Raw genomic sequence first — 22,687 nt, forward strand, 5'->3', positions numbered from 1 at the left:
TGGTGGTGCGACGGTCGTGGCCGCAGCGGCGGCGGTCGCCGCAGCTTTCGTGGCTGTTCGCACGTTGCGGGCGACGAAGCGTGACAGTCGGGACCGATCACGGCCGATGGTCGGTGCTGAATTGGTGATCGATCCTCAACTATCTGCTCGGACGGCGTCTCTGGTCGTACGCAACTTCGGACCCTCGGTGGCGTACAACGTCAAGGTTGAATTCGACCCACCACTGGCTGAGCAACCTACCCACAGCGGCCAGCCGAGCATCATCGCATTCCTCCTCAAGCGCTACGCCGACCCCATCCCCACCTTCATGCCCGGTAACGAACTGTTCAACATCTATTTCATCGGCAAAGAGGACCCGGACGACCCCGACCGGTCCATCCGCAACGATGAACAGATCCCCGATCGAGTCACCGTGACCATCACCTACGGATCTGCCCCCAACGAGCGTGATACCTACAGCGACACGTTCGTGCTCGACATGAGCGTTCATAGGTGGGGAACATTCTCGACGCACTCGGACTCACTGCACTCCCTGCAGAAACGCTCAATACAGGCATTGGAGAAGATCGCCCCCGCGATGGCGCACCTCGCCACGGACATCGGACGGATCGAGGAGTACCTCAAGCCCGAAAAGATCCGAGCACAGCAGGCCGTCGAAAAGATCGAGGAATGTCGCCAGATGCGCGAATTGAGCCGCCAGATGCTCGGAGACCGTTCTCCGTACGCGGACGAGGATGGAGAAGAGCGGCATGCCACCAACCCGCTGAACTCGAACGCCTTACGGTCACCCGGTGACGACAGCGTCCCGGACGGAATCCGCTCGCTCCAGGACCTGCGGGCACTCGCTCGCACGATCCGCATCTCGAGCCGGCCGGACCCGACGGAAATCGCCGCTGCGACGACCGCAGACACGTCCGCTGCGACTCCATACACCGATCTGGGAGGCATCAACGACACCGACCCGGACCCGGCCGGGCGGCAGAAGCCATGAACCGCACCCGCGGCGAGGACGGGGCCACCGTGTTGGTGATCGCCGGACGCAGCATCGACATCGACACCGCGACCGCCAAGGCCCACGGCTATCCGGCGGTGACCGTGGCCCGCTACGACCTGCCCGGACCCGGAGCACTCAAGGAGATCACCGCCGACGAGATCGCCCGCACCCACAAGGTGCGCTCCCGCATCAGCCACGCCCAACTCGACTGGTTCATCCGTACCGCCGTCGACGCCCCGTGGGCGGCGGCGCCGATCGAAGCACAACTGGTCGAGGCCGACCCGAACATCAGCGGCGAGCTCTACGACCGGGCCGAAGCCCTCTACGACCATTTCCGCACGGCCGCGCCCCGGCGCGTGGGGGTAGCCAAGATCAGCAAGGTGCTCCACCTCAAACGCCCCGGATTGTTCCCCATCCTCGACTCGAAGGTCAGGTGGGTGAGGTCGAGGTGGAGGCGCCGCAGCAGCTGGGCGTTGAGCGCGTCGAGAGGGGATGCGATGGCAGAAGAGTCCACTCTGGGGTCTACCGTGAACAAGTGCGCCGTGTGATGTTTCTTCTCCGTCCGAGCTGGTTCATTCTGGCCGTGGTGGTAGTCGGTTTCGCGTATGGGTGCTTCACCCTGCTCGCCCCGTGGCAGCTGAGCAAGAACACGAGCACCGAGGATCGGAATGCGCGGATCTCGGCATCGATGGCGCAGGACCCGGTCCCTGTCGCCGAGCTGCTCGGCGGTGACAGTGCGACGATCGACGACGAGTGGAGGCGGGTCGTCGCGCAGGGCTCGTATCTGCCCGACTCTGATGTGCTCGTCCGGTTGCGCAGCGTCGAATCCCAACCCGCGTACGAAGTGCTCACGCCGTTTGCGCTGGGTAATGGTCGGACGATTCTCGTCAATCGAGGTTATGTGCGTCCGGTACGCGGTAGCGAGGTCCCCGCAATCCCCGCCGCACCGGGCGGAAATGTCTCGCTCGATGCTCGGATCCGCAAGTCCCAAGGCACAATGGACGGCAAGGAGCCCTTCACTGACGCGGGCTATCAGCAAGTGTATTTTATCGACGCGCCGCAGGTCGCGGCTGTGACGGGTCTCGAACTCGAAGACGTCTACCTACAACTCGATGCTCACCAGCCGGGCGGGCTCGGAGTCATCCCACTTCCCCAACTTGATGCGGGTCCGTATCTGTCGTACGGGCTGCAGTGGCTCGCGTTCGGGATCATGGCCCCAATGGGACTGGGGTATTTCGTGTGGGCGGAGTTGAGGGAACGCCGCAAGGTGAAGGCCACCCGAACCGACGACGAGACGCCGCTCTCCGCGAGCGAGAGTCTCGCCGCCCGGTACGGCCGGCCGCGGTAACCGAGCCCAACGTTGTGCTCCGATTCGACAGTCCACGAGCTACGCGGGCAGCGACGGCCATCTTTGGACCGCGCACATTTCAGCATCAACGCCCAGCGGTTCCTCATGCTTCGAGCAAAAAAGTTCCAGCACACAAAGTGCCGTGCCGGTTTCGGGATCTGCTCTGTAGAATGAGACGGAAGGTTTTCTTCCCTTCTGAGGGAAGGGAGAGTCAGGTCGCAGGACTCGTTCACCTCGGTTCGACGGTATGAGGGCAAGTCGAGTCCTGCGATTCTGGCCGCCACATGATTGCCCGGACCTCAACATAATCCGTGTCTGCGCAGCACAACGTGCGGGTGGTCCCTGACTGGCCCCTTTCGAACTCGGACAGCAAGTAGTAGATGAGGAAGACGGTGCACTACCGGACTTGTTGTTCCGTCTGACTCAATCGCAGCGAGAGGCGCGGTGTCAGGTGGGTCGAGTGAGCATCGAAACCAGATCCTCCGGGACCTGCATCGGGGTCATCAGCCCCGCCGAAGTACGCCCGGTGTTGCCTTGAGGGTAGCGGCCCAGCGCCGAGCCGGGAGCGGCGAGCAGAATCCGCACGACCTGGCCCACAGCCTCGCGGCGATCACGCTGGCGCAGCGCCAAGGTGAACATGGCGAGGTGGTTGCGGGTGTGCGGCCACGGGTAGGGCTGGGACAAGATGTGGGCGCGTTCGAGGTGGCGCCAGCGCCTGACATCGTCGCTGCTATGTCGAGCGGCGGTCATCTCCGCGGTGTAGAGGGTGCGCAGCTGTTCGGGCATTCGACTCATGAGATGTGGTCCCTGTTGGAGGTTGCGAGAAGCAGGGCGCCGACGACGAGGACAACACCGCAGGTGATGTAGGTGTCGGCGAGGTTGAAGGTGGGCCACCACCCGGTGTGGAAATAATCGGTGACTTTGCCATCAAGGAAGCGGTCGACGACGTTGGCGGTGGCGCCGGCGACGATCGCGGCCAGGCCGATGGTCTGGATCAGTGGACTGTCGAGTGCAGTGCGCCAGGCGAACACGCCGATCGTCACGGTGAGGGCAGCGGTGACGGCAAGAACGACGGTAGGGGGGAGCTGGTCACCGAGACTGAACGCGACCCCGGTGTTGTAGGCCAACCGTAGTTGCAACAACCCGAAATCGATTGCCCGCCCACCGGACAGCGCGTCGCGCGCCACCGGATCGAGGGCCAACGCGACCGCAGCCAGGGCACCCACCAGCACGACGAGAATACCTCGGCCGCAACGCCGCCTGCCCACGGGCACTACGGACGACACGGAGTTGTCCTTATCTGTCATGACCGAGCTCCGGCGACCGGCACGGATGACTTTGTCGATTCTGTTGTCGCGGTCAGGCTCCGGGCGTGTCCGGCGCGCACCCCGTTGGCGATCACAATGATCTCGGCGATCTCGTGGACCAGGACGACGGCGGCCAGCCCGAGTATCCCGAACAGGGCCAGGGGCATCAGGACGGTGATGATCGCGAGCGAGAGGCCGACGTTCTGCAACATGATCGTCCGGGAGCGTCGGGCGTGCTGCAGGGCTTGGGGTAGGTGCCGCAAGTCCTCACCCATCAGGGCGACATCGGCGGTTTCGATGGCGACGTCGGTGCCCATCGCGCCCATCGCGATCCCGAGGTCGGCGGTGGCCAGGGCCGGGGCGTCGTTGACGCCGTCGCCGACCATCGCCGTCGGCCGCGTACCGCGGAGAGTGTCGATGATGCGGGCCTTGTCCTCCGGACGCAGATCGGCGTGGACCTCGTCGATGCCGACGGCGGCGGCCAACGCTCGTGCGGTGCGCTCGTTGTCGCCGGTGAGCATCGCCACGGTGTAACCGTCGCGGCGCAACTCAGCGACGACGTCGCGGGCTTCGGGGCGCAGTTCGTCGCGCACCGCGACCGCGCCGATCAGGGCGCCGTCGCATTCGATGAGCACCGCGGTGGCTCCGGCGTGCTGCATCCGCTCGATATCCGCGGCCAGGGGGCCAGGATCGATCCAGCCGGGCCGGCCGAGCCGGGCGGGGATGCCGCCGACGTGTCCGGTCAGTCCGGCCCCGGGGACCGCATCGACGTCCTCGGCCGGGGTGTAGTCGTCGACGGCGGCGAGGATCGCTGCGGCGAGGGGGTGTTCGCTGCGGGCCTCGAGGGCGGCGGCGACGTTCAGGACGTCGCCGCGGGTGGCGCCGCCGGTGGTGGCGACGTCGATGACCTCGGGGCGGTTGCGGGTCAGGGTGCCGGTCTTGTCCAGCGCGACGGTGCGGATCCGGCCCAACGCTTCGAGGGCGGCACCGCCCTTGACCAGGACACCGAGCTTGGACGCGGCGCCGATCGCGGCGACCACCGTGACCGGGATCGCGATGGCCAGCGCACACGGGGACGCGGCGACCAGCACCACCAGGGCGCGTTCGATCCACACCAGCGGATCGCCGAACACGCTGCCGATCGCGGCGATCAGCGCCGCGGCAACCATCACCCCCGGAACCAGAGGCTTGGCGATCTTGTCGGCCAGACGCTGGGCCTCGCCCTTGCGGGACTGCTCGGCCTCGACGATCCGCACGATCTTGGCCAGCGAGTTGTCCTGCGCACCGGCGGTGACCTCGACCTCGAGAACGCCGGTGCCGTTGATCGAGCCGGCGAACACCTCGGAGCCCGGTGCGGCCTCGACCGGGACGGATTCGCCGGTGATCGCGGAGGTGTCCAGGGCGGTGCGGCCGGTGCGGATGGTGCCGTCGGTGGCGAGCCGCTCCCCGGGTTTGACGATCATGATCTCCCCGAGCACCAACTCTGCGGGGGCGACGGTCTGTTCACGACCGCCACGCAGGACGGTGGCGGTGTCCGGCACCAGATTCAGCAGGGCGCGTAGGCCGCGGCGGGTGCGGGTGACCGCGTACTCTTCGAGGCCCTCGCTGATGGCGAACAGAAAGGCGAGCATCGCGGCCTCGCCGACCTCGCCGAGCAGCACGGCGCCGACGGCGGCGATCGTCATCAGAGTGCCGACCCCGATCTTGCCGCGGGCCAGGCGTGTGAGGGTGGAGGGGACGAAGGTGTAGCCGGCGACGATCAGCGCCAGGGCTTCGAGGGTCAGCTTCACCGGGTGGGGGCCGTCGGTCCACCCCACGACCAGGGCGGCAACCAGCAGCAGCCCGGCGACGGCGGCCGCCCGAATCTCGGTGACCTGCCACCACTTGTCGGGCTCGTGGTCTTCCTCACCCTCGACGCGGGGTTCGTCGTGGCCGCAACCGCACGCGTCACTCACGACTTCTCCCCGGTGTCGGTGCTGTAGTTCGGGCACAGCGCGACGGCGTTGCCCGTCGCGGCCAAGAGGGTTTCGGCCGCGGCGAGCAGATCGAGCAGTTCCGGTCGGGTCAGCGAGTAGAACACCTGCCGGCCCTCGGGTCGGCCCTGCACCAGACCGCAGTCCCGCAGGCACGCCACATGCGCGGAAATCGTCGACTGCGCCAAGTCGAGCGCGCCCACCAGATCCGCCACGCGGGCTTCACCGCCGGCGAGCCGGCGCACGATGGCTAGGCGGGTGCCGTCGGAGAGGCTGTGGAACAACGCCACTGCCGAATCCACGGATTCGCGGGCGTGGCAACCCACATCATTGATCGTCATATGACGATAATAACCGGCACTCAACGATATGAATAGGTCGGGTCACCGGCGGGCATCCTCACAGCCCGAATGCATCACCCTCGGCGAGAATGAACACGCCGAGACCGATCAACACGATCGGAAACAGCACGTGTTCCCAGCGCTCAAGAACCTCGGCGATCGGCTTGCGGGTGGCGAGGTAGCGCGCCGCGATGACCAGAACTGCAACCAAGGCCAAAAAGACGATCGAGTAGGCCACCACCGCGGGGGCTCCGACAGTGACGAACACCGGGACGTAGACCCCGATGTTGTCGCCTCCATTGGCGAACGTAACCGCGGCGACCGTCCCTACCGCGACCTTCTTACCGGCGGTTTTCTGTTCGTCGTCCTCCCCTCGCCCCCGCCATGCCCGCCATGCGGCGTACGCACCCAGAAGCAGAGGGATCAGACCGAAGTAGGCGATCACCTCCTCCGGCAAGAAGGTCGTCGCCCCCACTGCGACCAGAACGGAGGCGGCGAGGATGGCGCCGAATCCCAGATACTGTCCCACCAAAATCGCTGTGGTGGTGCCCCCAACCCCGGCTCCTCGAGCGAAGAACAGCGACAGCACGATGATGTCGTCGATATTGGTCACGAGAAACAGGCCGACCGCCTGCAGGACGGACGCGAGCAGATTCATGAGCACCTTTCGACCCGGCGCCCGAACCCGTCCGCTTACGAGCGATCCGGGAAGACAGCAACGCTTCGGCGCACACCTATAATCGATTGAAGGGGATTATATCGGGTTTCGACGATGACAGAGTCGCCGCCCTGGTGGGATCGCCCTCGGCCACGCCGGCCCCCGGCCCCCGGGACCTCGGGTGCCGCCCAACGCCTCAATCCATCAAGGTGCACATCAACGGCCCCGCAAGGACAGTGACGATGACGGCCCCGAGCAGGACGGTGACGCCGAGACGAACGAGCGGCGGAGGCGGGCTGACCAGCCGCGCGGCGCGGGCGGTGAGCCCACCGCCGCCGCCGAGGGTACCTTCCGGGGCCGGATGCCCACCCAAGGCGAGCAAACCGCCGAGGAGGGCCCGCCTTCCCTGTCCGCGGACCGACACGTCGTCAGCGCACATCTCGAACAGACGCCCGATCTCGGTGGCGCCGACCCGGAACAGGGAAACCCCGGGCAGTGCCGCTGCCACACTGTGGACGACATCGAGCACCAGCGAGTGGCGGCCGCCGAGGTGGGCTCGCTCGTGCGCGAGGACGGCGGCGAGCTGCCGGGGATCGAGCACCGCCAACGCGCCACGGGTGATCACCACCGATCTTTCGCGTCCGGCTATGCAGTACGCCACTCGTTCCTCGGAGTCGATCACCACTGCGTCGAGATCGGGGATGCGACGTCCGACCATCCGGGCCAGGTGGGCGTGCTCATGGGTGCGGGCTCGGCGGCGCTGCACACCCCGGCAGATCCGCCACGCCCCGACGACCCCCACGGCCGCCCCCCGGACAATACGATTCCCGACAGCAGACGCATGTCTGCGCCGGAGTGCTCGCCGACGCTTGTCGAGAGCGCGCCGACACAGTCGACGATCCATCGAGCGGCGTCACCACCTCTGCCGAGCACGTCGACGAGGGCAATCGCCACGGCAGCGGTTGCGGCGACGGACACACCTGTGATTGCGCTCAGCCAGGCGGCCACGCCCAGGCGCGGGGCGATCCCGGCGGCGGTCAGCCGTGCCAGGACCACGGGACCGAACACCGCGACGGCGGCGGCGTAGAGCAGCAGGCAGAGGACGGGGATCACGCGGTGTCCTCGCCGCCGGACAGTCGACGCAGTGCTTGGCGCAGGCTCGCCGACTCCTCCGCGCTCATCTGCTCGACGAAGTGGGTCAAGACCAGATCGGTCTGCCCGCCCGCGTCGAACACCTCGCGCATCAGCCGAGCCGTGTGTTGTTCCCGGCTCAGTGTCGGCCAGTAGGTGAATGCCTTGCCGGTGCGGACCCGTGCCAGCCACCCTTTGCGGTACAGGTTGTCCATCGTCGACATCACCGTGGTGTAGGCGATGTCGCGGTGCGCGGCGAGAGCGTCGAAGATCTGCCGGACCGTGGTGGTGCCCTCGCGCTCCCAGATCCGGTCCATCACCACGGCCTCGAGTTCACCGAACCCCTTCACCCGCACCGTTGCCTCCGCTTTCGTGTCTGCCGTTCTCCCAGGGTAAGGCGGGCCGGATGCGTCCGCGGCCGGTCACCGCCGTTGACCCTCCCGATCACCCGGATCGACCGTGCACCTACTGAGCGCAACCGAGCGGATGGATGTGCCGGTGGCCGGCGGTGTCGAAGTGCACCAGGTCGGTGACCGGATCGAGCACCACGTCGGTCAGGACGGTGTGCAGGCCGATGTGGACTCCGGTCAGCAGTCCGAGCGCCACCGAGTCGTGATCGGCGATGCGCCGAACGGTGAATCGTCGACAGGGCAGGACGGCGGTCAGAAGATCGGGCCACGACTCGGCGCGGTCTTCGGTCGGGAACGGGATGGGACTGCCGAACGGGTTCGACCGCGGATATCCCAGGACCCGGACGAGTCGGACCTCGAACAGTATGCCGACAACATGCTCGAGCCGGTCGGCCTCTCTCGGGAGTTCGATCCACAGCAGGGACAACTCCGGTGCCCTGAAGGTCTTCACCGGGCAGTTCCGCCGCACCACGTTTCTCGCGTGTTGTCGGCCGTGGCCGGTCAACTCCGCTCGGTGCGCCGTGGGGCGGACGATCAGATCGGCGGCCCCCTGGCGTCGGTGCATGGTTGACACTGCTGACAGCCTCCAGCCCAGACGGGCTGCCCGCGCCGTGGTCGAGGTTTCTTCGCAGCGGCCGCTCCGACGGTAGAGGCTCGCAAGGTAGTCCTCCACCGCCTCGAGGTGGTGAACCCGCCACGGGCGCCACAGCGGAGGTGAACCGGTCGTTTTCGGCATGAACGCTTCCTTGCTGGACGAGCCCAGGACCAGCGTTCCCGTCTACATCTACTATCTACGTACGGAGATAGTAGATGCGCGAAAGCGGCGCATCGCGATCGAGGAGGAGGTGAAACATGCAGGAAATGATTGCGAATTTGCAGGCGCTGTGGGACTGCCACGTGATGATGCTCAGCGGCGCATGCCAGATGTGTGCGTCGATGATGTGCTGCTGATCCCGACCGGTCGTCCGATCGAAATACTATCTCGCGTAGTATTTCGGTCGGACGACAACGGAGAGGGGCCACATGTCTACCAGAGCCGCATGGTCGATCACGTGTCTGTTCGTGATCGTCGCGTTCGTGGTGGCGCTGTGGCCCCAACGGGAGGACGACACCGTGACCCCAGCCGATTCCGGGCTACAGCCGACCGCGGTATCCGCCCGCCCCGCCCCGGCACGCAACGCTCTGCCCGACCCGGGCGCGACCCCGCCCTGCCCGACCGGCACGGGCATCGGGGCTGCAGGTCCCCTGGCGGAGGTGACGGTGCGGTGCCTGGGTTCGGACCGCCCCGTCGATCTCGGCGGCGCCCTGGCCGGGGAACCGGCCCTGCTCAACGTGTGGGCCTCGTGGTGCGGACCGTGCCGGGAAGAAATGCCCGTGCTCGATGCCTACGCCCGCGAGCCCGGCGCGGTGCGGGTGATCGGGATCAACGTGCAGGACACCGCGGGCTCCGCCGCGACGCTGATGACCGACCTGCGCATCGGCTACCCCTCGTTCGTCGACACCGACGACCGGGCACAGCAGGCACTGGCCGGCCCACCCGTGTTGCCGCTGACCTTCCTTCTGCAGCGCGACGGTTCGGTGGACCGGATCGCCGAGCCCGCGGTGTTCACAGGCCCGGACCAGGTCCGTGCCGCGGTGAACGGGCTGCTGCGATGACCGGCGTAAAGCCGACAGGCGGCCGGCCGTCTCGACTGCTGGGCCGAGTGGTCCTGGCCGTGGTGGTGCTGGTGGGGGTGAGCGGCTGCGGCACCGGCTCCGACGCCGTCGCCCAGGGTGGCACCTTCGATTTCGTCGCCCCCGGTGGACAGACCGACATTTTCTACGATCCGCCGGCCGACCGCGGCACCCTCGGCGCGCTCTCCGGCCCGGACCTGATGACCGACGGCGTCACCGTCGACCTGGCCGATTACGCCGACCAGGTGGTCGTGCTCAACCTGTGGGGACAGTGGTGCGCCCCGTGCCGCAGCGAAGCCGACGATCTCGAGCGCGCCTACGCAGCCACCCAGGATCTGGGAGTGCAGTTTCTCGGTATCAACGTCCGCGATCCCCAGCGCGACAAGGCCCAGGACTTCGTGATCGACAACAATGTGTCCTACCCATCGATCTACGACCCGCCGATGGCGACCTTGACCGCCCTCGGTGGCGCCTTTCCCACCAGCGTCATCCCGTCCACGCTCGTCCTCGACCGGCAGCATCGCGTCGCGGCGGTGTTCCTGCGGGCCCTGCTGACCGAGGACCTGCAACCGGTCATCGAACGCGTGGCGGCCGAACAGTGACCGTGACTGTGCTCGCGCAGGGAATCGGGGCGAGTTTCCAGACCGCGGCCGCGTCCGGGCCGCTGCTGTTGGCGGTGGGCGCCTGTCTGTTGGCCGGGTTGATCTCGTTCGCCTCTCCGTGCGTGGTGCCCCTGGTGCCCGGCTACCTGTCGTATCTGGCCGGCGTCTCCGGCGCCGAAGCACCGGCCCTGACCCCTGCCGGTGTAGGCACCGCCGGGGTACACACCACGGGCCGGTGGCGGGTCACCGGCGCCGCCGGCCTGTTCGTCGCCGGTTTCACCGTGGTGTTCGTGCTGGCCACCGCCTCGGTATTCGGGGTGATCGGGGCACTGCGGATCAACCAGGAACTGCTCCAACGCCTCGGCGGGGTGATCACCATCGTGATGGGCCTGGCCTTCATCGGCCTGATTCCGGCATTGCAGAAGGACACCCGTTTTGCGCCCCGGCGCATCTCCTCACTCGCCGGCGCCCCGCTGCTCGGTGGGGTCTTCGCGCTGGGGTGGACACCGTGCCTGGGCCCGACGTTGGCCGGGGTGCTGTCTGTGGCGGCCGGCACCGAAGGCACCACCGCCGCCCGCGGAGTGCTGTTGATCGTCGCGTACTGCCTGGGACTGGGACTGCCGTTCATCGCCTTGGCGTTCGGTTCGTCCTCGGCCCTGCGCGGTGTCGGATGGCTGCGCCGCCACTCTCGCACCATTCAAATCGTCGGCGGCGTGATGCTCCTCGCGGTCGGCATCGCTCTGCTGACCGAGGCATGGGAGTTGTTCATCGCGTGGATCCGGGATGAGTTCGTCACCAGCGTGGTGCTACCGATATGACCCTCACCGACCGGAATCCGGCACCACCGCTACCGAGTCCTCCTCCGTGGCGCCGCGCCCTCGCCCAGGCCCGGAACCTGTGGCGTCAGCTCACCTCGATGCGCACCGCCCTGGTGCTGCTGTTCCTGCTCGCGGTCGCCGCGATCCCCGGGGCGCTGCTCCCGCAACGCAACCTCAACGTCGGCAAGGTCGACGAGTACATCGCCGCCCGCCCGGTTCTCGGCCCGCTCCTGGACCGACTCGAAATGTTCGACGTGTTCGCCAGCTTCTGGTTCACCGCCATCTACGCGCTGCTGATGATCTCGCTCATCGGATGTCTGCTCCCGCGCCTGCGCGAGCATCTGCGGGCGCTGCGCAGTGAGCCGGTCGCGGTACCGCGCAATCTGTCCCGGCTGCCGCACCACCACCAGGGAAAACTCGACACTCCCATCGACGACACTCTCGAGCAGGTACAGACCGTGCTGCGCCGGTGGCGAACGGTCACCCGCACCGGCGACGACGGGCACCGGTCGATCTCCGCCGAAAAGGGCTACCTGCGCGAGGCCGGCAACCTGGTCTTCCACTTCTCCCTGGTGGGGTTGTTGGTGGCGGTGGCCACCGGCCGGTTGTTCGGGTACGAGGGCGCGGTGATCGTCATCGCCGACGGCGGTCCCGGGTTCTGCAACACCTCCCCGGCGGTGTACGACTCGTTCCGAGCCGGTACCGCCACCGACGGCACCGGACTCGAGCCCTTCTGCGTCAGGGTCGAGGACTTTTCCGCCGACTACCTCGACAACGGCCAAGCGAAGATGTTCACCTCGAACATCTCCTACCAAAACGGAGAGGACTTGGGCACCGACCGCTGGCAGCAGCACCGACTGCGGGTCAACGAACCGCTGCGCCTGGGCAACGAACGGGTCTACCTCACCGGCCACGGCTACGCGCCCCGGTTCACCGTGACCTTCCCCGACGGACAATCGCGCACCGAAACATTGCAGTTCGCCCCCGAGGACGCCACCACGTTCCTCAGCAGCGGCGCCCTGCGTTTCGATCCGCCCGGCGGCACCTACCCGGATCCGGACGAGCGCCGCCGCAACCAGATCGCGCTCGAAGGGCTGTTCGCGCCCACCGCAGCGTTCGACGGCACCTTGCTGACCTCGGTGTTCCCCGACATGTTGGATCCGGCCGTGGCCATCGACATCTACAAGGGCGATACCGGCCTGGATACCGGCATTCCGCAGTCGATCTTCAAGCTGAACTCCGAAATGATCAATCAGGGCCGGTTGGTCAAACAGGACCGCGTCAACCTGAAGCCCGGCGAGTCCACGACCCTGGCCGACGGTACCGCGGTACGGTTCGACGGCGCCGAGGAATTCGCCTACCTGCAGGTCTCTCATGATCCCGCGCAGAACTGGGTGCTGGTCTTCGCAATCACCATGATGGGCGGACTTCTGGCCTCGCTGGTGATCAAGCGCCGCCGGATCTGGGTGCGGTTGCGCCCTGACGGCGCCGGCACCGCCCTCGAACTGGGGGGATTGGCCCGTACCGACCAGGCCGGGTGGGGTTCGGAGTTCACCGACATCTGTCAGCGCCTGCTACCCGATGTGCCCTCTGCTCCGAAGGAAGACCGATAGCGTATGCCGATTGACGACACCCTCGCCCGCTACTCCGACCTGAGCTTCGAAACAGCCTTCGCCATCTACTTACTGGCGCTGGTGCTGTTCATCGCCGAATTCGCGGCCGTGCGGGTGCGCCGTACCGCACCCATCCTCGCGGCCGCCACCACCTCTGCCACTTCTACCACCTCTGCGGTCCCCGCCGACAGGCCGGGCCGGGTCGCCGAGCCACCCCGGCGGGACCTTTCGGACCGGCTCGGCCGCATGGGCGTCAGCGTCCTCGTGATCGCCCTGATCTTGCACGTTGGTTCGATGGTGCTGCGCGGGCTGGCCACCGCGCGTTTCCCCTGGGGCAACATGTACGAGTTCGTCACCGTCACCTGCGCGGTGGGCGTACTTGCCGGGCTGATCGTGCTGCGCCGCCCGGCGCTGCGCGTGCTGTGGGCATTCGCGCTGATCCCGGTGCTGATCCTGCTGTTCGTCGCTGGCACCGTGCTCTACGCCGATGCCGCCCCGGTGGTGCCGGCGCTACAGTCTTTCTGGCTGCCGATCCACGTCTCGGTCGTGTCCGTCTCGAGCGGAGTTTTCCTCGTCTCCGGGGTGGCCAGCACGCTGTTTCTGCTGGCGTTGAACGCCGAAAAACGCCCGGATACCCGGCTGGCCCGACTCATGCAACGGCTCCCCGACGCCCGCGCCCTCGACCGTCTCGCCTACCGCACGACGATCTTCGCGTTCCCCTTGTTCGGTGCCGGGGTCGTCCTCGGCGCGATCTGGGCCGAAGCCGCCTGGGGCCGGTTCTGGGGCTGGGACCCGAAAGAAACCGTCTCGTTCATCGCATGGGTGATCTACGCCGCCTACCTGCACGCCCGGGCCACCGCCGGCTGGCGGGAAACCCGCGCGGCCTGGATCAACATTGCCGGGTTCGTATCTATGCTGTTCAACCTGTTCATCATCAACATGGTGGTCTCGGGGCTGCACTCCTATGCCGGACTGAACTGACACACCCTGGGCATGTGTACCTGTGTGTACAGGGGTCTGCGCGTCCGCCTAATAGGAGGGAACTCGTCGATGAGTGAGGGGGCCACCACCGTGGCGCTCCCTACCTCGGTGCGCCGCCGCGGACCGGAGTTGTCGGTGCCGGTGCGTAGTGCGGCATCGATTCTGGCCGGGCTGATGCTCTATGCCAGTTTCCCACCCCGCACGGGATGGTGGTTGGCCCCGCTCGCCATTGCCGTGCTCACCGCCGTACTGCACGGCCGACGCAGGCGCGCCGGCTTCGGCTACGGCTACCTGGCCGGGTTGGGGTTCTTTCTGCCCTTGCTGCCCTGGGTCGGTGTCTACGTCGGACCAGTGCCCTGGTTGGCGCTTGCAGCGATCGAGGCGCTCGCGGTCGGGATATTCGGCGCCCTGGCCGCGGCGCTCAGCCGCCGCCCGGCGGCCCCGGTATCGATTGCCGCCGCCTGGGTGGTCACCGAAGCAATACGCGCACGGATTCCGTTCGGAGGATTTCCGTGGGGACGGCTGGCCTTCGGGCAAGCCGAGGGGCCACTTCTGCAGCTGGCTTCCCTTGCTGGGCCTGCCGGTGTGGGCTTCGCCGTCGCGGTGATCGGCACCGCGGTGGTCACAACCGTGATCGCTGCGCGCGAGCGGCGGCCTGCGGTCGCGATGGGTTCGATGCTGCTGGCAGCGGTCGCATTTGCGGCGGCACCGCTCGTCGGGATGCGCGACTCCGCCCGCTTCCCGGCATCGACGGTCACGGTCGCGGCCGTGCAAGGCAACGTGCCGCGAATGGGGCTCGATTTCAACGCCCAGCGTCGGGCCGTGCTCGACAATCACGTCGCGGCGACCGAACGACTTGCCGTCGACGTGGCGTCGGGTCGCGCGCCCCGGCCGCAGCTGGTGGTGTGGCCGGAGAACTCCTCGGACATCGATCCGCTGCGTCAGGCCGATGCCCACGCCGAGCTCGATGAGGCCGCTGCCGCCATCGGCGTGCCCATCCTCGTCGGTGCCGTGCTCGACAACGGGGACGGCACCAGCGGTAACAGTGCGCTGGTGTGGGATCCGGTGACAGGTCCCGGGGCCCGGCACCTCAAGCGGCGCCTGGTGCCATTCGGGGAATATCTGCCGCTGCGCCCGGTGATCGAGCGCCTGTGGCCGGCGGCCGCGCAGGCAGGCCGGTTCATCCCCGGAGACGGTACCGGCCGGGTCGAGCTCAACGGCGTACCGGTGGGGGTGGCGACCTGTTACGAGGTTGCCTTCGACGATGCGGTTGCCGAGTCGGTGCGGGCAGGCGCCCAGTTGCTGGTAGTGCCCACCAACAACGCGACCTTCGGCCGCACCGAGATGACCTACCAGCAGCTGGCCATGTCTCGGCTACGGGCGGTAGAGCACGGGCGGTCCGTGGTGGTCGCGGCTACCAGCGGCGTCAGCGCTCTGATCACTCCCGACGGCGCGGTCACCAACCGCAGTGCGATGTTCACCGCCGACGTCCTCGTCGGTGAGCTGCCCCTGGGTACCCGACTGACCTGGGCGACCCGGCTCGGTTCGGGCCCTGAGGTGCTCGCCGCCGCGGCCGTGATGTGGATCCTGCTCATCGGTCGCCAGAAGGCCCACACCCACCCAATTACTAAGACAGGTAGTTTTTAGCGCCTTCTTAGTATATCGTTTCGTTATCTTACCCGTCGCGGCAACGGCGGATCTACATCGAAAGAGCATGTCAGGAGCGTTATTGTGGGACGGCACCATGCATCAACCCGGAACCAAATCCGTTACCTTACCGATATAGAACCGGGTTCCGCGCCAGGATCCGAAGGACGCCGGGGGCGGCACCGGGCGCCGACGAACCGCGCCACGACCGGGGCATGTGCATCGTCGGTCGCGACCGGCGCACTGCTGATCGTGGGATCTCAGATTCTCGCTCCGGGCACCGCGGCTGCCCAGCCGACCTCGGGTGGTGTGCATGCCGCCGCGCCTGCACCGGTCCCGTTGCCAGCCGAACTCGCAGCACTGGCCGCCCTGCCGGAGGTCGAGGCGGCGCTCGACCAACTCGCCGCGGTTCCGGGTTTTCCCGCGGTAGTGTCCCCTGCCGCCACTGTTCCGGCCCTGCCGTCGAGCTCAGCGGTGCCGACAAACGCAGCCTCCTGGGCGACACCGACACTGCAGCCCCTCGCCGTCGCTCCGGTCTCGGGCACCTTGACCTCCGCGTTCGGACCGCGATGGGGTTCGTCCCACGCCGGTCTGGACATCGCCAACAGCATCGGCACCCCGGTCTATGCTGCCGCCTCGGGCACCGTGATCGACTCCGGCCCGGCCTCCGGGTTCGGTCTGTGGGTCCAGGTCCGGCACGATGACGGGTCCACCAGCACCTATGGCCACATCAACGAAACGCTGGTTGAGGTAGATCAGCGTGTGCAAGCCGGTGAGCAGATCGCCACCGTCGGCAATCGTGGTCAGTCCACCGGTCCGCACCTGCACTTCGAAACCACCGATCCGGCCGGTACGAAGGTAGATCCGACCCAGTGGCTGCAGCAACGGGGTGTACCCCCGACAGACCTGTCGCGGATGGCATAGCCGCCGCGTCGGCTCGGCGATGGCAGCCTCCGACGGCCCCCACGTGGAAAACTATGATTTATAGTATTTACGGTAGGGCGACGGCCTATCGGTGCCGAGGAAGGCAAACGCGGTGAACAGCTCAGACAAACCGAAGTCGCAGACGCCCCGAAAGCGACCGGGACCGCTCCTCCTAGCCGACTCGCACCGGGTGCCGTGGCCGATGATCGGCGCTGCCGTGGTGATCATCGCCCTGATCGGGGCCATCGCGTACAACCTCGTCCCGAAGATCTCCGAACGCACCGAGGCCCAGAAGTACGTGCCCAGTGCGGACAACCCCGATCCGTCTGCGGTGATCGACGGGGTGGAGAAGATCGACTACCCGGCCGGAACGCATGTGCAGGCACCGCAACGGGTGGCCTACGACCAGACTCCCCCGATGGGGGGCCCACACGATCAGTACTGGGCCACCTGTACCGGCACGGTTTATTCCGAACCGATCCGCAGCGAGAACGCGGTGCATTCGCTCGAACACGGCGCGGTGTGGATTACGTACGACCCGCAGAAGGTCACCGGGGACGAGGTGTCAACATTGGAGGCGAAGGTCGACGGCCAGCCCTACACCCTGATGTCGCCCTATCCGGGCTTGCCATCCCCGATCTCGGTGCAGTCCTGGGGCCACCGCCTCGCGCTCGATGACTCCGAAGACGATCGACTCGCCCAGTTCATCACTGCCTTGCGCCGAAACCCCAACACCCACCCCGAGGCAGGTGCCACCTGCTCCACCACTCCAGGCAGTTTCGATCCGAGCGCTCCGCCGCCGTTCGATGCGTCCGCGCCGGGGCCGGACGCCGTCCCCATGACCGTGGGCCAGCAGTCTGCCCCCGCCGCCCCGGCGACAGGCTCGAACCTCGGACCCGGCAATGGCTGAGTCCGACGACACTCCCGTCCTCACTGCCCCCGCCGCTCCCGCTGCCGGTGGATGGGCCAGGCTCGGCCGCACGCTCGCCGTGGGTGTGTTCGCGCTCGTCGTCGGTCTCTATCTGGGTATCGGTGCCTCGGGACTGAGAGGCGGTCATCCCGAGCCACCTGCACAGGACTCGGTCGAGGTTGGCTTCGCCCAGGACATGTCGGTGCACCACAGCCAGGCGGTAGAAATGTCGGCCATGGCGCTGACCAACGCGACCGACCCGGCGGTCCGCACCCTCGCCTACGACGTGCTCACCACCCAGCAGGGCCAATGGGGCACGATGCAGGGCTGGTTGGCCGTATGGGACCGACCGCTGCAGGCGGCCGGGGAACCGATGACCTGGATGCGCGCTACCGAGGACAGCGCCGGGACGGCGGCAGGTATGACCGAGCACGCGGCGATGCCGCCCGGATCGGCCATCCAAGGACCACGGATGCCCGGGATGGCCACCACCTCCGAACTCGACACGCTACGACGCACCACCGGCCCCGCATTCGACACCCTGTACCTGCAACTGCTGCTTCGGCACCATCAAGGCGGCCTGCCGATGGCACGCTACGCCGCGGCCAACGCCACCGAACAAGTGGTCACGACGCTGGCCCGACAGATCGCCGACACCCAGCAAGCCGAATCGACGACGATGCAGCAACTACTTACGGCCCACGGCGCCGCACCCTTACCGATGAACTGACCGGCGAAACTGCCAGGACCCGGACCGGCACCGTCCCGGGTCGGCGCTCAGGAGCGATCATGAAACAGTCGTCGACCATGCGGGTGTCCCGCCTGGTGTTCCTCTACACCGCAGTCCGTCTGGCGGTGGTCGCCGGCTGCGCCGGCGCCGCGGTGGCCGGCGTCCACCTTCTCGGACTCGAGGTGTCGCTGACGTGGACGCTCCTTGTCGGTGTACTCGCCGGGATAGCAGTGTCGCTGGTAGCCCTGCATCGGCTGCGCACCCGGATCAACGACGAGATCCGCATCATCGATAACCAGCGAAAATACCCACCGAAACGGCCCCGGCCCTGATCCTCATCAATCCGATGTTTCGGAACGGACGCAGTCAAGGCCGCGCCGTCAAATAGATCAACACCAAATTGAGCGCCGTGATCGTGGCAGCAATAACCCACGCCACCATGGTGGTGAGCCGATGGTTGACGTCGATGCCCATCAGCGCCCGATCGCTGGTCAGACGCACCAGAGGGATCAACGCAAAAGGAATACCGAACGACAGCACCACCTGCGAGAGCACCAGGGCCCGGGTCGGATCCGTCCCGAGCGCGACCACCACCAACGCCGGCACCAGGGTGATCAAGCGCCGCGCCAGCAGCGGTATCCGTCTGCGCAGCAGCCCGTCCATGATCAAGGACCCAGCGTAGGCACCCACCGAGGTCGACGCGAACCCGGAGGCCAACAGGCCCAGCGCGAACAGCAGCGCTACCGTCGAGCCGAGTTCTAGGCCCAGCGCCGTGTGCGCCTCCTCGATCGAATCGACCCCCTCCCGGCCCTGCAACGTTGTCGCGGCCGTGAGCAACATGGCCAGATTCACCGTGCCCGCCACCACCATGGCCAGTCCGACATCCCAGCGTGTGACCCGCAGCAGCACGGCCCGTCGCGGACCGGGCTCGGGATGACCGTGACGATCCCGGACCAGTCCCGAGTGCAGGTACACCGCATGCGGCATCACGGTCGCACCGAGCATGGCCGCCGCGAGCAGCACCGATTCGGCACCGTCGAAGCGCGGCACGAGTCCTGCGGCCACGGCGTGGGCGGGGGGCGGGGCAACGAAAAGGCTGGTGACGAACCCGATCGCGATGACCAGCAACAGACCGGTGATGACCCGTTCGAAACCGCGCTGACCACGCGTGTCCTGCACCAGCAGCAAGAGCAACGAGACCGCTCCGGTGATCAACGCTCCCGTCAGTAGCGGGAGATCGAACAGTAGGTTCAGGGCGATGGCGCCGCCGATGACCTCGGCCAGGTCGGTAGCCATGGCGACCAGTTCCGCCTGTCCCCAGTACGCCAAGCGCGCCGGTAGGGACATGCGCTCGCGGAGCACCTCGGGCAACGACCTGCCGGTGACCAGACCGAGTTTGGCGGACAGGTACTGCACCAGCGCGGCTATGACATTGGCCACCACGATGACCCACACCAGCAGATAACCGAACTGGGCCCCGGCACTGACGTTGGAGGCCACGTTGCCCGGATCGACGTAGGCGATAGAGGCGACGAATGCCGGTCCGAGAAGAGTCCCACGGCGCCACCGTTGCACTGGCCCGACATTGCGCGTCAGCGTCATCCGCCCTCCAAAAGGTTTCCCTGAATTAAAAGTCAGGGGAACCGAAATTTCAAGAAGTCGCGGTGTGCACAGAGTCCCGGCGAGGAGATGACTGCGGGCAGCACCTCCTCGCCGAGTCCGGTGTCAGCTCTTCCGGAAGGCGCGCATTGCCGCCCAGGTGCCCCCGGCGATGACCAGCACCCCCAGTACTGCGAACCCCAGCAGCAACGGAATCGACGAGCCTGAGGACTGTGAGTCCTCAGGGGCAACCTGCGCTTCGGTGGTCTCGGGCTCGGCTGCGCCCGACGAGGGGGACGCCTCCTGAGCCTCGGAGGTCGGTGTCTGCCCGGCCGCCGCGGTGACGGTGAAGGCGTAGGAACCGGTGATGGGATGGCCGTCGGCGGAGACGACCCGGTAGCCGACGGTATACTCCCCTGCGGTCAAGGGCTCCGGGATGGCCAGCCGCACCCGTTCTGCGTCGACAATCGCCTCGGAGCTTCCCCGTTGAGTGCCCGAACTGTCGGTAAGTGTCACGGTGGCGAAAGCGGTGTTGATGGGTTGGTTGAACTCGAGTTCGATTCCGTCCGGGGAACTTGCCACCGTGGCGTCGGCGGCGGGAGTCGAACCGATCAACATGCTGTGAGCTTGCGCGGGCGCGACGCCGAGGAGCAGCACCGCGGCGGCCGCGGCGAAGATCGTGATGAGTCTGGTCATGGGAACATACTTTCTCGGCTCCCTACCCCGGCGCAGCGTCCGGCGCGGTGGCCTGTCGAGAGAACGCAAAGGGTGCTGATCGGGGTCTACCCTAGCCCATCTACTATGTACCGTAGTTTTACGGTTGGTCGGTGACGCTACCGGCTCGCTCAGACACCGAGACGGACGAGAATATGAAACTGACGACCAATGTGAAAGTGTCCGCGGCTCTGGTCGCCCTGTTCGTGGTGTTGTTGTCGGTGTTGCTCTACACCAATAGGGCCGGGACGAACGCCGGGACGACTGGCCAAGAGGCGCCCGGCGCTGCCACGGCACCGGTGTGGACCCCAGATATCCGTACCTTGTCCACGGCCCCCGACGACAAGGTCCAACTCGTCGAATTCCTTGATTTCGAATGCGAGTCCTGCCGGGCCTTGTACCCGGTGATGGAACAAATCCGCAACGAGTACGTCGGGCGGATCGACTTTGGGATCCGCTACTTCCCCATTCCCAGCCACACCAACAGCCATCTGGCCGCACGGGTCGTCGAAGCCGCGGCCCGGCAAGGGCGTCTCGAGCCGATGTATCAGCTCATGTACGACACCCAGGCACAGTGGGGCGAGTCGAGCCAGTCCCAGGAAAAAGTATTCTGGGGTTTTGCCGAACAACTGGGCCTGGATATGGCCGCATTCGAGCGGGACGTCAACGATCCCACCGTCAGCGCGCGCGTGGACCGGGACTTCGACGACGGTCTTACCCTCGGTGTACAAGGCACACCCACCCTGTTCCTCAACGGCGTCGAGCTGCCCCCCATGCCCACCTACGAACAGCTACGGGCCCGGATCGACGCGGCGCTGGCCGAGTGAGCGCCCCGACGCGTCCGGCGGCGCCTGCCACCGACGAGGCGTCGGGTCGGACGCTCGGCAGCACGGGGGTGGGCTGGATCCTCGTTGTCTGCGGCGCAGCGGGGCTACTAGCCTCGCTGGTACTCACCGTCGAAAAGTTCGCCGTGCTGGCCGATCCGGCCTATCGGCCCTCGTGCAGCATCAACCCGGTCATCAGCTGCGGGTCGATCATGACCTCGTGGCAAGCGGAACTGTTCGGCTTCCCTAATCCGTTGCTGGGCGTCATCGGTTTCACGGTCGTACTGACCACCGCCGTAGCGGTCCTGGCCGGGGCCGGCGTGCCCCGCTGGTATTGGAACGGCCTGTTCGCCGGCCTGACCGCGGCGGTCGCCTTCGTGCACTGGCTGATTTTCCAGAGCCTCTACCGGATCGAAGCGCTGTGCCCGTACTGCATGGTGGTGTGGCTGGTCAGCGTGCTCGGCTGGTGGTATTGCCTGCTGCACCTCGAGGCGGTGCAAAAACATCGACCGTTGCGGTCATGGCAGCGGCTGCACCGGCTGCATGCAGTGGTCCCCACCGTCTGGACGCTGACTGTATCCGCCCTGGTAGCGCACGCCTTCTGGCCGTACTGGCAGACCCTGATCTGACAAAAGTTTCCGGGTAGCGGCAGCCTCCGCTCACTCACGGCGCATCGAGCGATATTCTCCCCATCGCGAGGTACCTTTTGCGAGGCGCGCGGGAATGCTCGGACGACTACGTGCCGTCCTCGCGTGGTGGAGGAAGCCGGTGCAGGTACTGCTCGGGCAGCTCGGATTCGGCAGCCCGACGGGCAGCCTCGGCCTCGACCATCTGCGACGACCGCGCCCAAACCACCTTGATCCAGTGGTACGCCAGGACGGTCATCGCTCCCCACCCCAAAAACAAGCCGATGCCCGGGCCGGCCCCACCGGCGACGGGATCGAGGGTCTGCCGCGACCACACGGCAAGCACACCGAACACGATCGCCAGCGTGCACCCGGCGCTGGCAAACCAGGCCAGCACCCATCGTCGGGTCACCAGCGCCAGCATCGAGAGCACGATCCCGAACACCGCTGCCAGCACCAAAAAGATCCGCGAAGGAAGGGTGATGGTTTCGGCCTGTGCCACCGTAGAGCCGGCCAGCACCTGCCAGCCGTTGGCGCCACCGTTGTGCGGAAGTGAGAACGAGACCGCCACCACCACCACCACTGCAGCGACCACCACCGCACGCATCCCGGGATCGATCTGTCCGGCGACCCTCTTTTCGGCGGCCGCCAGCTCCTGTCGACGGTGGACCGGATCGGGGTAGACAGTCGACTCGTCGCCGGGCTGTACCTCGTCCGGATCACTACGGTCACCCGACTCGCTCATAACTCGACCTCCGCCCTGGGAAAATGTTCCGGTGACCGCGACCGTCCAAAGCGGAGCAGACCGGTCGGCCCTCGGATGGATCCAGCCCGATCCGTCCGAGGACCGACCGGCGCAGGTA

The 22,687-nt window shown here is 66.9% G+C and carries 27 protein-coding genes; 15 read left to right on the forward strand and 12 right to left on the reverse strand.

Annotated elements, in window-relative coordinates; translation table 11 throughout:
- Positions 1-16 precede the first annotated feature (16 nt).
- The 3 genes from AC6CID_RS23390 to AC6CID_RS23400 are packed head-to-tail and all read left to right on the forward strand — an operon-like array spanning position 17 to position 2,342.
- Positions 17-991 carry a DUF8453 domain-containing protein gene (locus AC6CID_RS23390; RefSeq protein ID WP_138941583.1) on the forward strand — a complete coding sequence of 325 codons (975 nt, stop codon included), beginning with the start codon at positions 17-19 and terminating at the stop codon, positions 989-991.
- Complete coding sequence (locus AC6CID_RS23395) at positions 988-1,542, forward strand: DUF6308 family protein (protein WP_006554193.1); 555 nt, start codon at positions 988-990, stop codon at positions 1,540-1,542. Before AC6CID_RS23390 ends, AC6CID_RS23395 begins: the two co-directional genes overlap by 4 nt.
- Positions 1,530-2,342: an SURF1 family cytochrome oxidase biogenesis protein gene (locus tag AC6CID_RS23400; protein WP_039958570.1), complete on the forward strand. Its 813-nt coding sequence runs from the start codon at positions 1,530-1,532 to the stop codon at positions 2,340-2,342. The genes AC6CID_RS23395 and AC6CID_RS23400 overlap by 13 nt, the downstream gene beginning before the upstream one ends.
- A 447-nt stretch (positions 2,343-2,789) precedes the next feature.
- On the opposite strand, the gene AC6CID_RS23405 is transcribed toward AC6CID_RS23400, so the two are convergent.
- The 9 genes from AC6CID_RS23405 to AC6CID_RS23445 all read right to left on the reverse strand — a co-directional run bounded on the left by AC6CID_RS23405 (position 2,790) and on the right by AC6CID_RS23445 (position 8,898).
- The gene (locus tag AC6CID_RS23405; protein ID WP_033098568.1) at positions 2,790-3,137 is read right to left on the reverse strand and encodes a DUF3703 domain-containing protein; all 348 of its coding nucleotides are present in this window, start codon (positions 3,135-3,137) and stop codon (positions 2,790-2,792) included.
- Positions 3,134-3,649, reverse strand: coding sequence for a signal peptidase II (gene lspA, locus AC6CID_RS23410; protein ID WP_051121673.1), 516 nt, complete (start codon positions 3,647-3,649; stop codon positions 3,134-3,136). The genes AC6CID_RS23405 and lspA overlap by 4 nt, the downstream gene beginning before the upstream one ends.
- A complete protein-coding gene (locus AC6CID_RS23415) occupies positions 3,646-5,604 on the reverse strand; it encodes a heavy metal translocating P-type ATPase (RefSeq protein WP_033098567.1) in 1,959 nt (652 codons plus the stop codon). The genes lspA and AC6CID_RS23415 overlap by 4 nt, the downstream gene beginning before the upstream one ends.
- On the reverse strand, positions 5,601-5,963 hold the full coding sequence (locus AC6CID_RS23420; RefSeq protein ID WP_081263498.1) for an ArsR/SmtB family transcription factor: 363 nt from the start codon (positions 5,961-5,963) through the stop codon (positions 5,601-5,603). Before AC6CID_RS23420 ends, AC6CID_RS23415 begins: the two co-directional genes overlap by 4 nt.
- A gap of 58 nt (positions 5,964-6,021) precedes the next feature.
- Positions 6,022-6,621 (reverse strand): cadmium resistance transporter, encoded by a 600-nt coding sequence (locus tag AC6CID_RS23425; RefSeq protein ID WP_006554188.1) that lies wholly within the window; start codon positions 6,619-6,621, stop codon positions 6,022-6,024.
- Between the two features lie 196 nt (positions 6,622-6,817).
- Complete coding sequence (locus AC6CID_RS23430; RefSeq protein ID WP_162273076.1) at positions 6,818-7,339, reverse strand: M56 family metallopeptidase; 522 nt, start codon at positions 7,337-7,339, stop codon at positions 6,818-6,820.
- On the reverse strand, positions 7,300-7,734 hold the full coding sequence (locus tag AC6CID_RS23435; RefSeq protein ID WP_006554186.1) for a hypothetical protein: 435 nt from the start codon (positions 7,732-7,734) through the stop codon (positions 7,300-7,302). Before AC6CID_RS23435 ends, AC6CID_RS23430 begins: the two co-directional genes overlap by 40 nt.
- Positions 7,731-8,108 (reverse strand): BlaI/MecI/CopY family transcriptional regulator, encoded by a 378-nt coding sequence (locus AC6CID_RS23440; RefSeq protein ID WP_033098566.1) that lies wholly within the window; start codon positions 8,106-8,108, stop codon positions 7,731-7,733. Before AC6CID_RS23440 ends, AC6CID_RS23435 begins: the two co-directional genes overlap by 4 nt.
- A 109-nt stretch (positions 8,109-8,217) precedes the next feature.
- Complete coding sequence (locus AC6CID_RS23445) at positions 8,218-8,898, reverse strand: metal-dependent transcriptional regulator (protein WP_081263500.1); 681 nt, start codon at positions 8,896-8,898, stop codon at positions 8,218-8,220.
- Between the two features lie 287 nt (positions 8,899-9,185).
- Between AC6CID_RS23445 and AC6CID_RS23450 the strand changes: the two genes are divergently transcribed.
- From AC6CID_RS23450 to AC6CID_RS23495, 10 genes are all read left to right on the forward strand, one after another.
- A complete protein-coding gene (locus tag AC6CID_RS23450) occupies positions 9,186-9,818 on the forward strand; it encodes a TlpA family protein disulfide reductase (RefSeq protein WP_006554183.1) in 633 nt (210 codons plus the stop codon).
- Positions 9,815-10,438, forward strand: coding sequence for a TlpA disulfide reductase family protein (locus tag AC6CID_RS23455; RefSeq protein ID WP_051121670.1), 624 nt, complete (start codon positions 9,815-9,817; stop codon positions 10,436-10,438). Before AC6CID_RS23450 ends, AC6CID_RS23455 begins: the two co-directional genes overlap by 4 nt.
- On the forward strand, positions 10,435-11,256 hold the full coding sequence (locus AC6CID_RS23460; RefSeq protein ID WP_498354573.1) for a cytochrome c biogenesis CcdA family protein: 822 nt from the start codon (positions 10,435-10,437) through the stop codon (positions 11,254-11,256). Before AC6CID_RS23455 ends, AC6CID_RS23460 begins: the two co-directional genes overlap by 4 nt.
- A complete protein-coding gene (resB, locus tag AC6CID_RS23465) occupies positions 11,253-12,869 on the forward strand; it encodes a cytochrome c biogenesis protein ResB (protein WP_006554180.1) in 1,617 nt (538 codons plus the stop codon). Before AC6CID_RS23460 ends, resB begins: the two co-directional genes overlap by 4 nt.
- Before the next feature lie 3 nt (positions 12,870-12,872).
- On the forward strand, positions 12,873-13,850 hold the full coding sequence (gene ccsB / locus AC6CID_RS23470; RefSeq protein ID WP_006554179.1) for a c-type cytochrome biogenesis protein CcsB: 978 nt from the start codon (positions 12,873-12,875) through the stop codon (positions 13,848-13,850).
- A gap of 69 nt (positions 13,851-13,919) precedes the next feature.
- A complete protein-coding gene (lnt, locus tag AC6CID_RS23475; protein WP_006554178.1) occupies positions 13,920-15,497 on the forward strand; it encodes an apolipoprotein N-acyltransferase in 1,578 nt (525 codons plus the stop codon).
- Between the two features lie 252 nt (positions 15,498-15,749).
- The gene (locus tag AC6CID_RS23480; protein WP_006554177.1) at positions 15,750-16,421 is read left to right on the forward strand and encodes a M23 family metallopeptidase; all 672 of its coding nucleotides are present in this window, start codon (positions 15,750-15,752) and stop codon (positions 16,419-16,421) included.
- Positions 16,422-16,623: 202 nt separating this feature from the next.
- A complete protein-coding gene (locus AC6CID_RS23485; RefSeq protein WP_033098563.1) occupies positions 16,624-17,331 on the forward strand; it encodes a thioredoxin-like domain-containing protein in 708 nt (235 codons plus the stop codon).
- The gene (locus AC6CID_RS23490; protein ID WP_033098562.1) at positions 17,324-18,061 is read left to right on the forward strand and encodes a DUF305 domain-containing protein; all 738 of its coding nucleotides are present in this window, start codon (positions 17,324-17,326) and stop codon (positions 18,059-18,061) included. The genes AC6CID_RS23485 and AC6CID_RS23490 overlap by 8 nt, the downstream gene beginning before the upstream one ends.
- A gap of 59 nt (positions 18,062-18,120) precedes the next feature.
- On the forward strand, positions 18,121-18,393 hold the full coding sequence (locus AC6CID_RS23495) for a DUF4229 domain-containing protein (RefSeq protein WP_006553277.1): 273 nt from the start codon (positions 18,121-18,123) through the stop codon (positions 18,391-18,393).
- A gap of 34 nt (positions 18,394-18,427) precedes the next feature.
- Here the strand turns inward: AC6CID_RS23495 and AC6CID_RS23500 are convergent, their stop codons facing one another.
- Together AC6CID_RS23500 and AC6CID_RS23505 are read right to left on the reverse strand one after the other, a co-directional pair.
- Positions 18,428-19,663 carry an Nramp family divalent metal transporter gene (locus AC6CID_RS23500; RefSeq protein WP_498354574.1) on the reverse strand — a complete coding sequence of 412 codons (1,236 nt, stop codon included), beginning with the start codon at positions 19,661-19,663 and terminating at the stop codon, positions 18,428-18,430.
- 123 nt (positions 19,664-19,786) lie between these two features.
- A complete protein-coding gene (locus tag AC6CID_RS23505) occupies positions 19,787-20,356 on the reverse strand; it encodes a copper resistance CopC family protein (RefSeq protein WP_006553275.1) in 570 nt (189 codons plus the stop codon).
- A 173-nt stretch (positions 20,357-20,529) separates the two neighbouring features.
- Between AC6CID_RS23505 and AC6CID_RS23510 the strand changes: the two genes are divergently transcribed.
- Both AC6CID_RS23510 and AC6CID_RS23515 read left to right on the forward strand, forming a co-directional pair.
- A complete protein-coding gene (locus tag AC6CID_RS23510; RefSeq protein WP_006553274.1) occupies positions 20,530-21,201 on the forward strand; it encodes a DsbA family protein in 672 nt (223 codons plus the stop codon).
- Complete coding sequence (locus AC6CID_RS23515; protein ID WP_006553273.1) at positions 21,198-21,827, forward strand: vitamin K epoxide reductase family protein; 630 nt, start codon at positions 21,198-21,200, stop codon at positions 21,825-21,827. The genes AC6CID_RS23510 and AC6CID_RS23515 overlap by 4 nt, the downstream gene beginning before the upstream one ends.
- A 106-nt stretch (positions 21,828-21,933) precedes the next feature.
- Here the strand turns inward: AC6CID_RS23515 and AC6CID_RS23520 are convergent, their stop codons facing one another.
- Positions 21,934-22,569: an Rv2732c family membrane protein gene (locus AC6CID_RS23520; protein ID WP_006553272.1), complete on the reverse strand. Its 636-nt coding sequence runs from the start codon at positions 22,567-22,569 to the stop codon at positions 21,934-21,936.
- Positions 22,570-22,687: the final 118 nt, after the last annotated feature.

Source organism: Rhodococcus sp. GQ147, assembly GCF_059759155.1.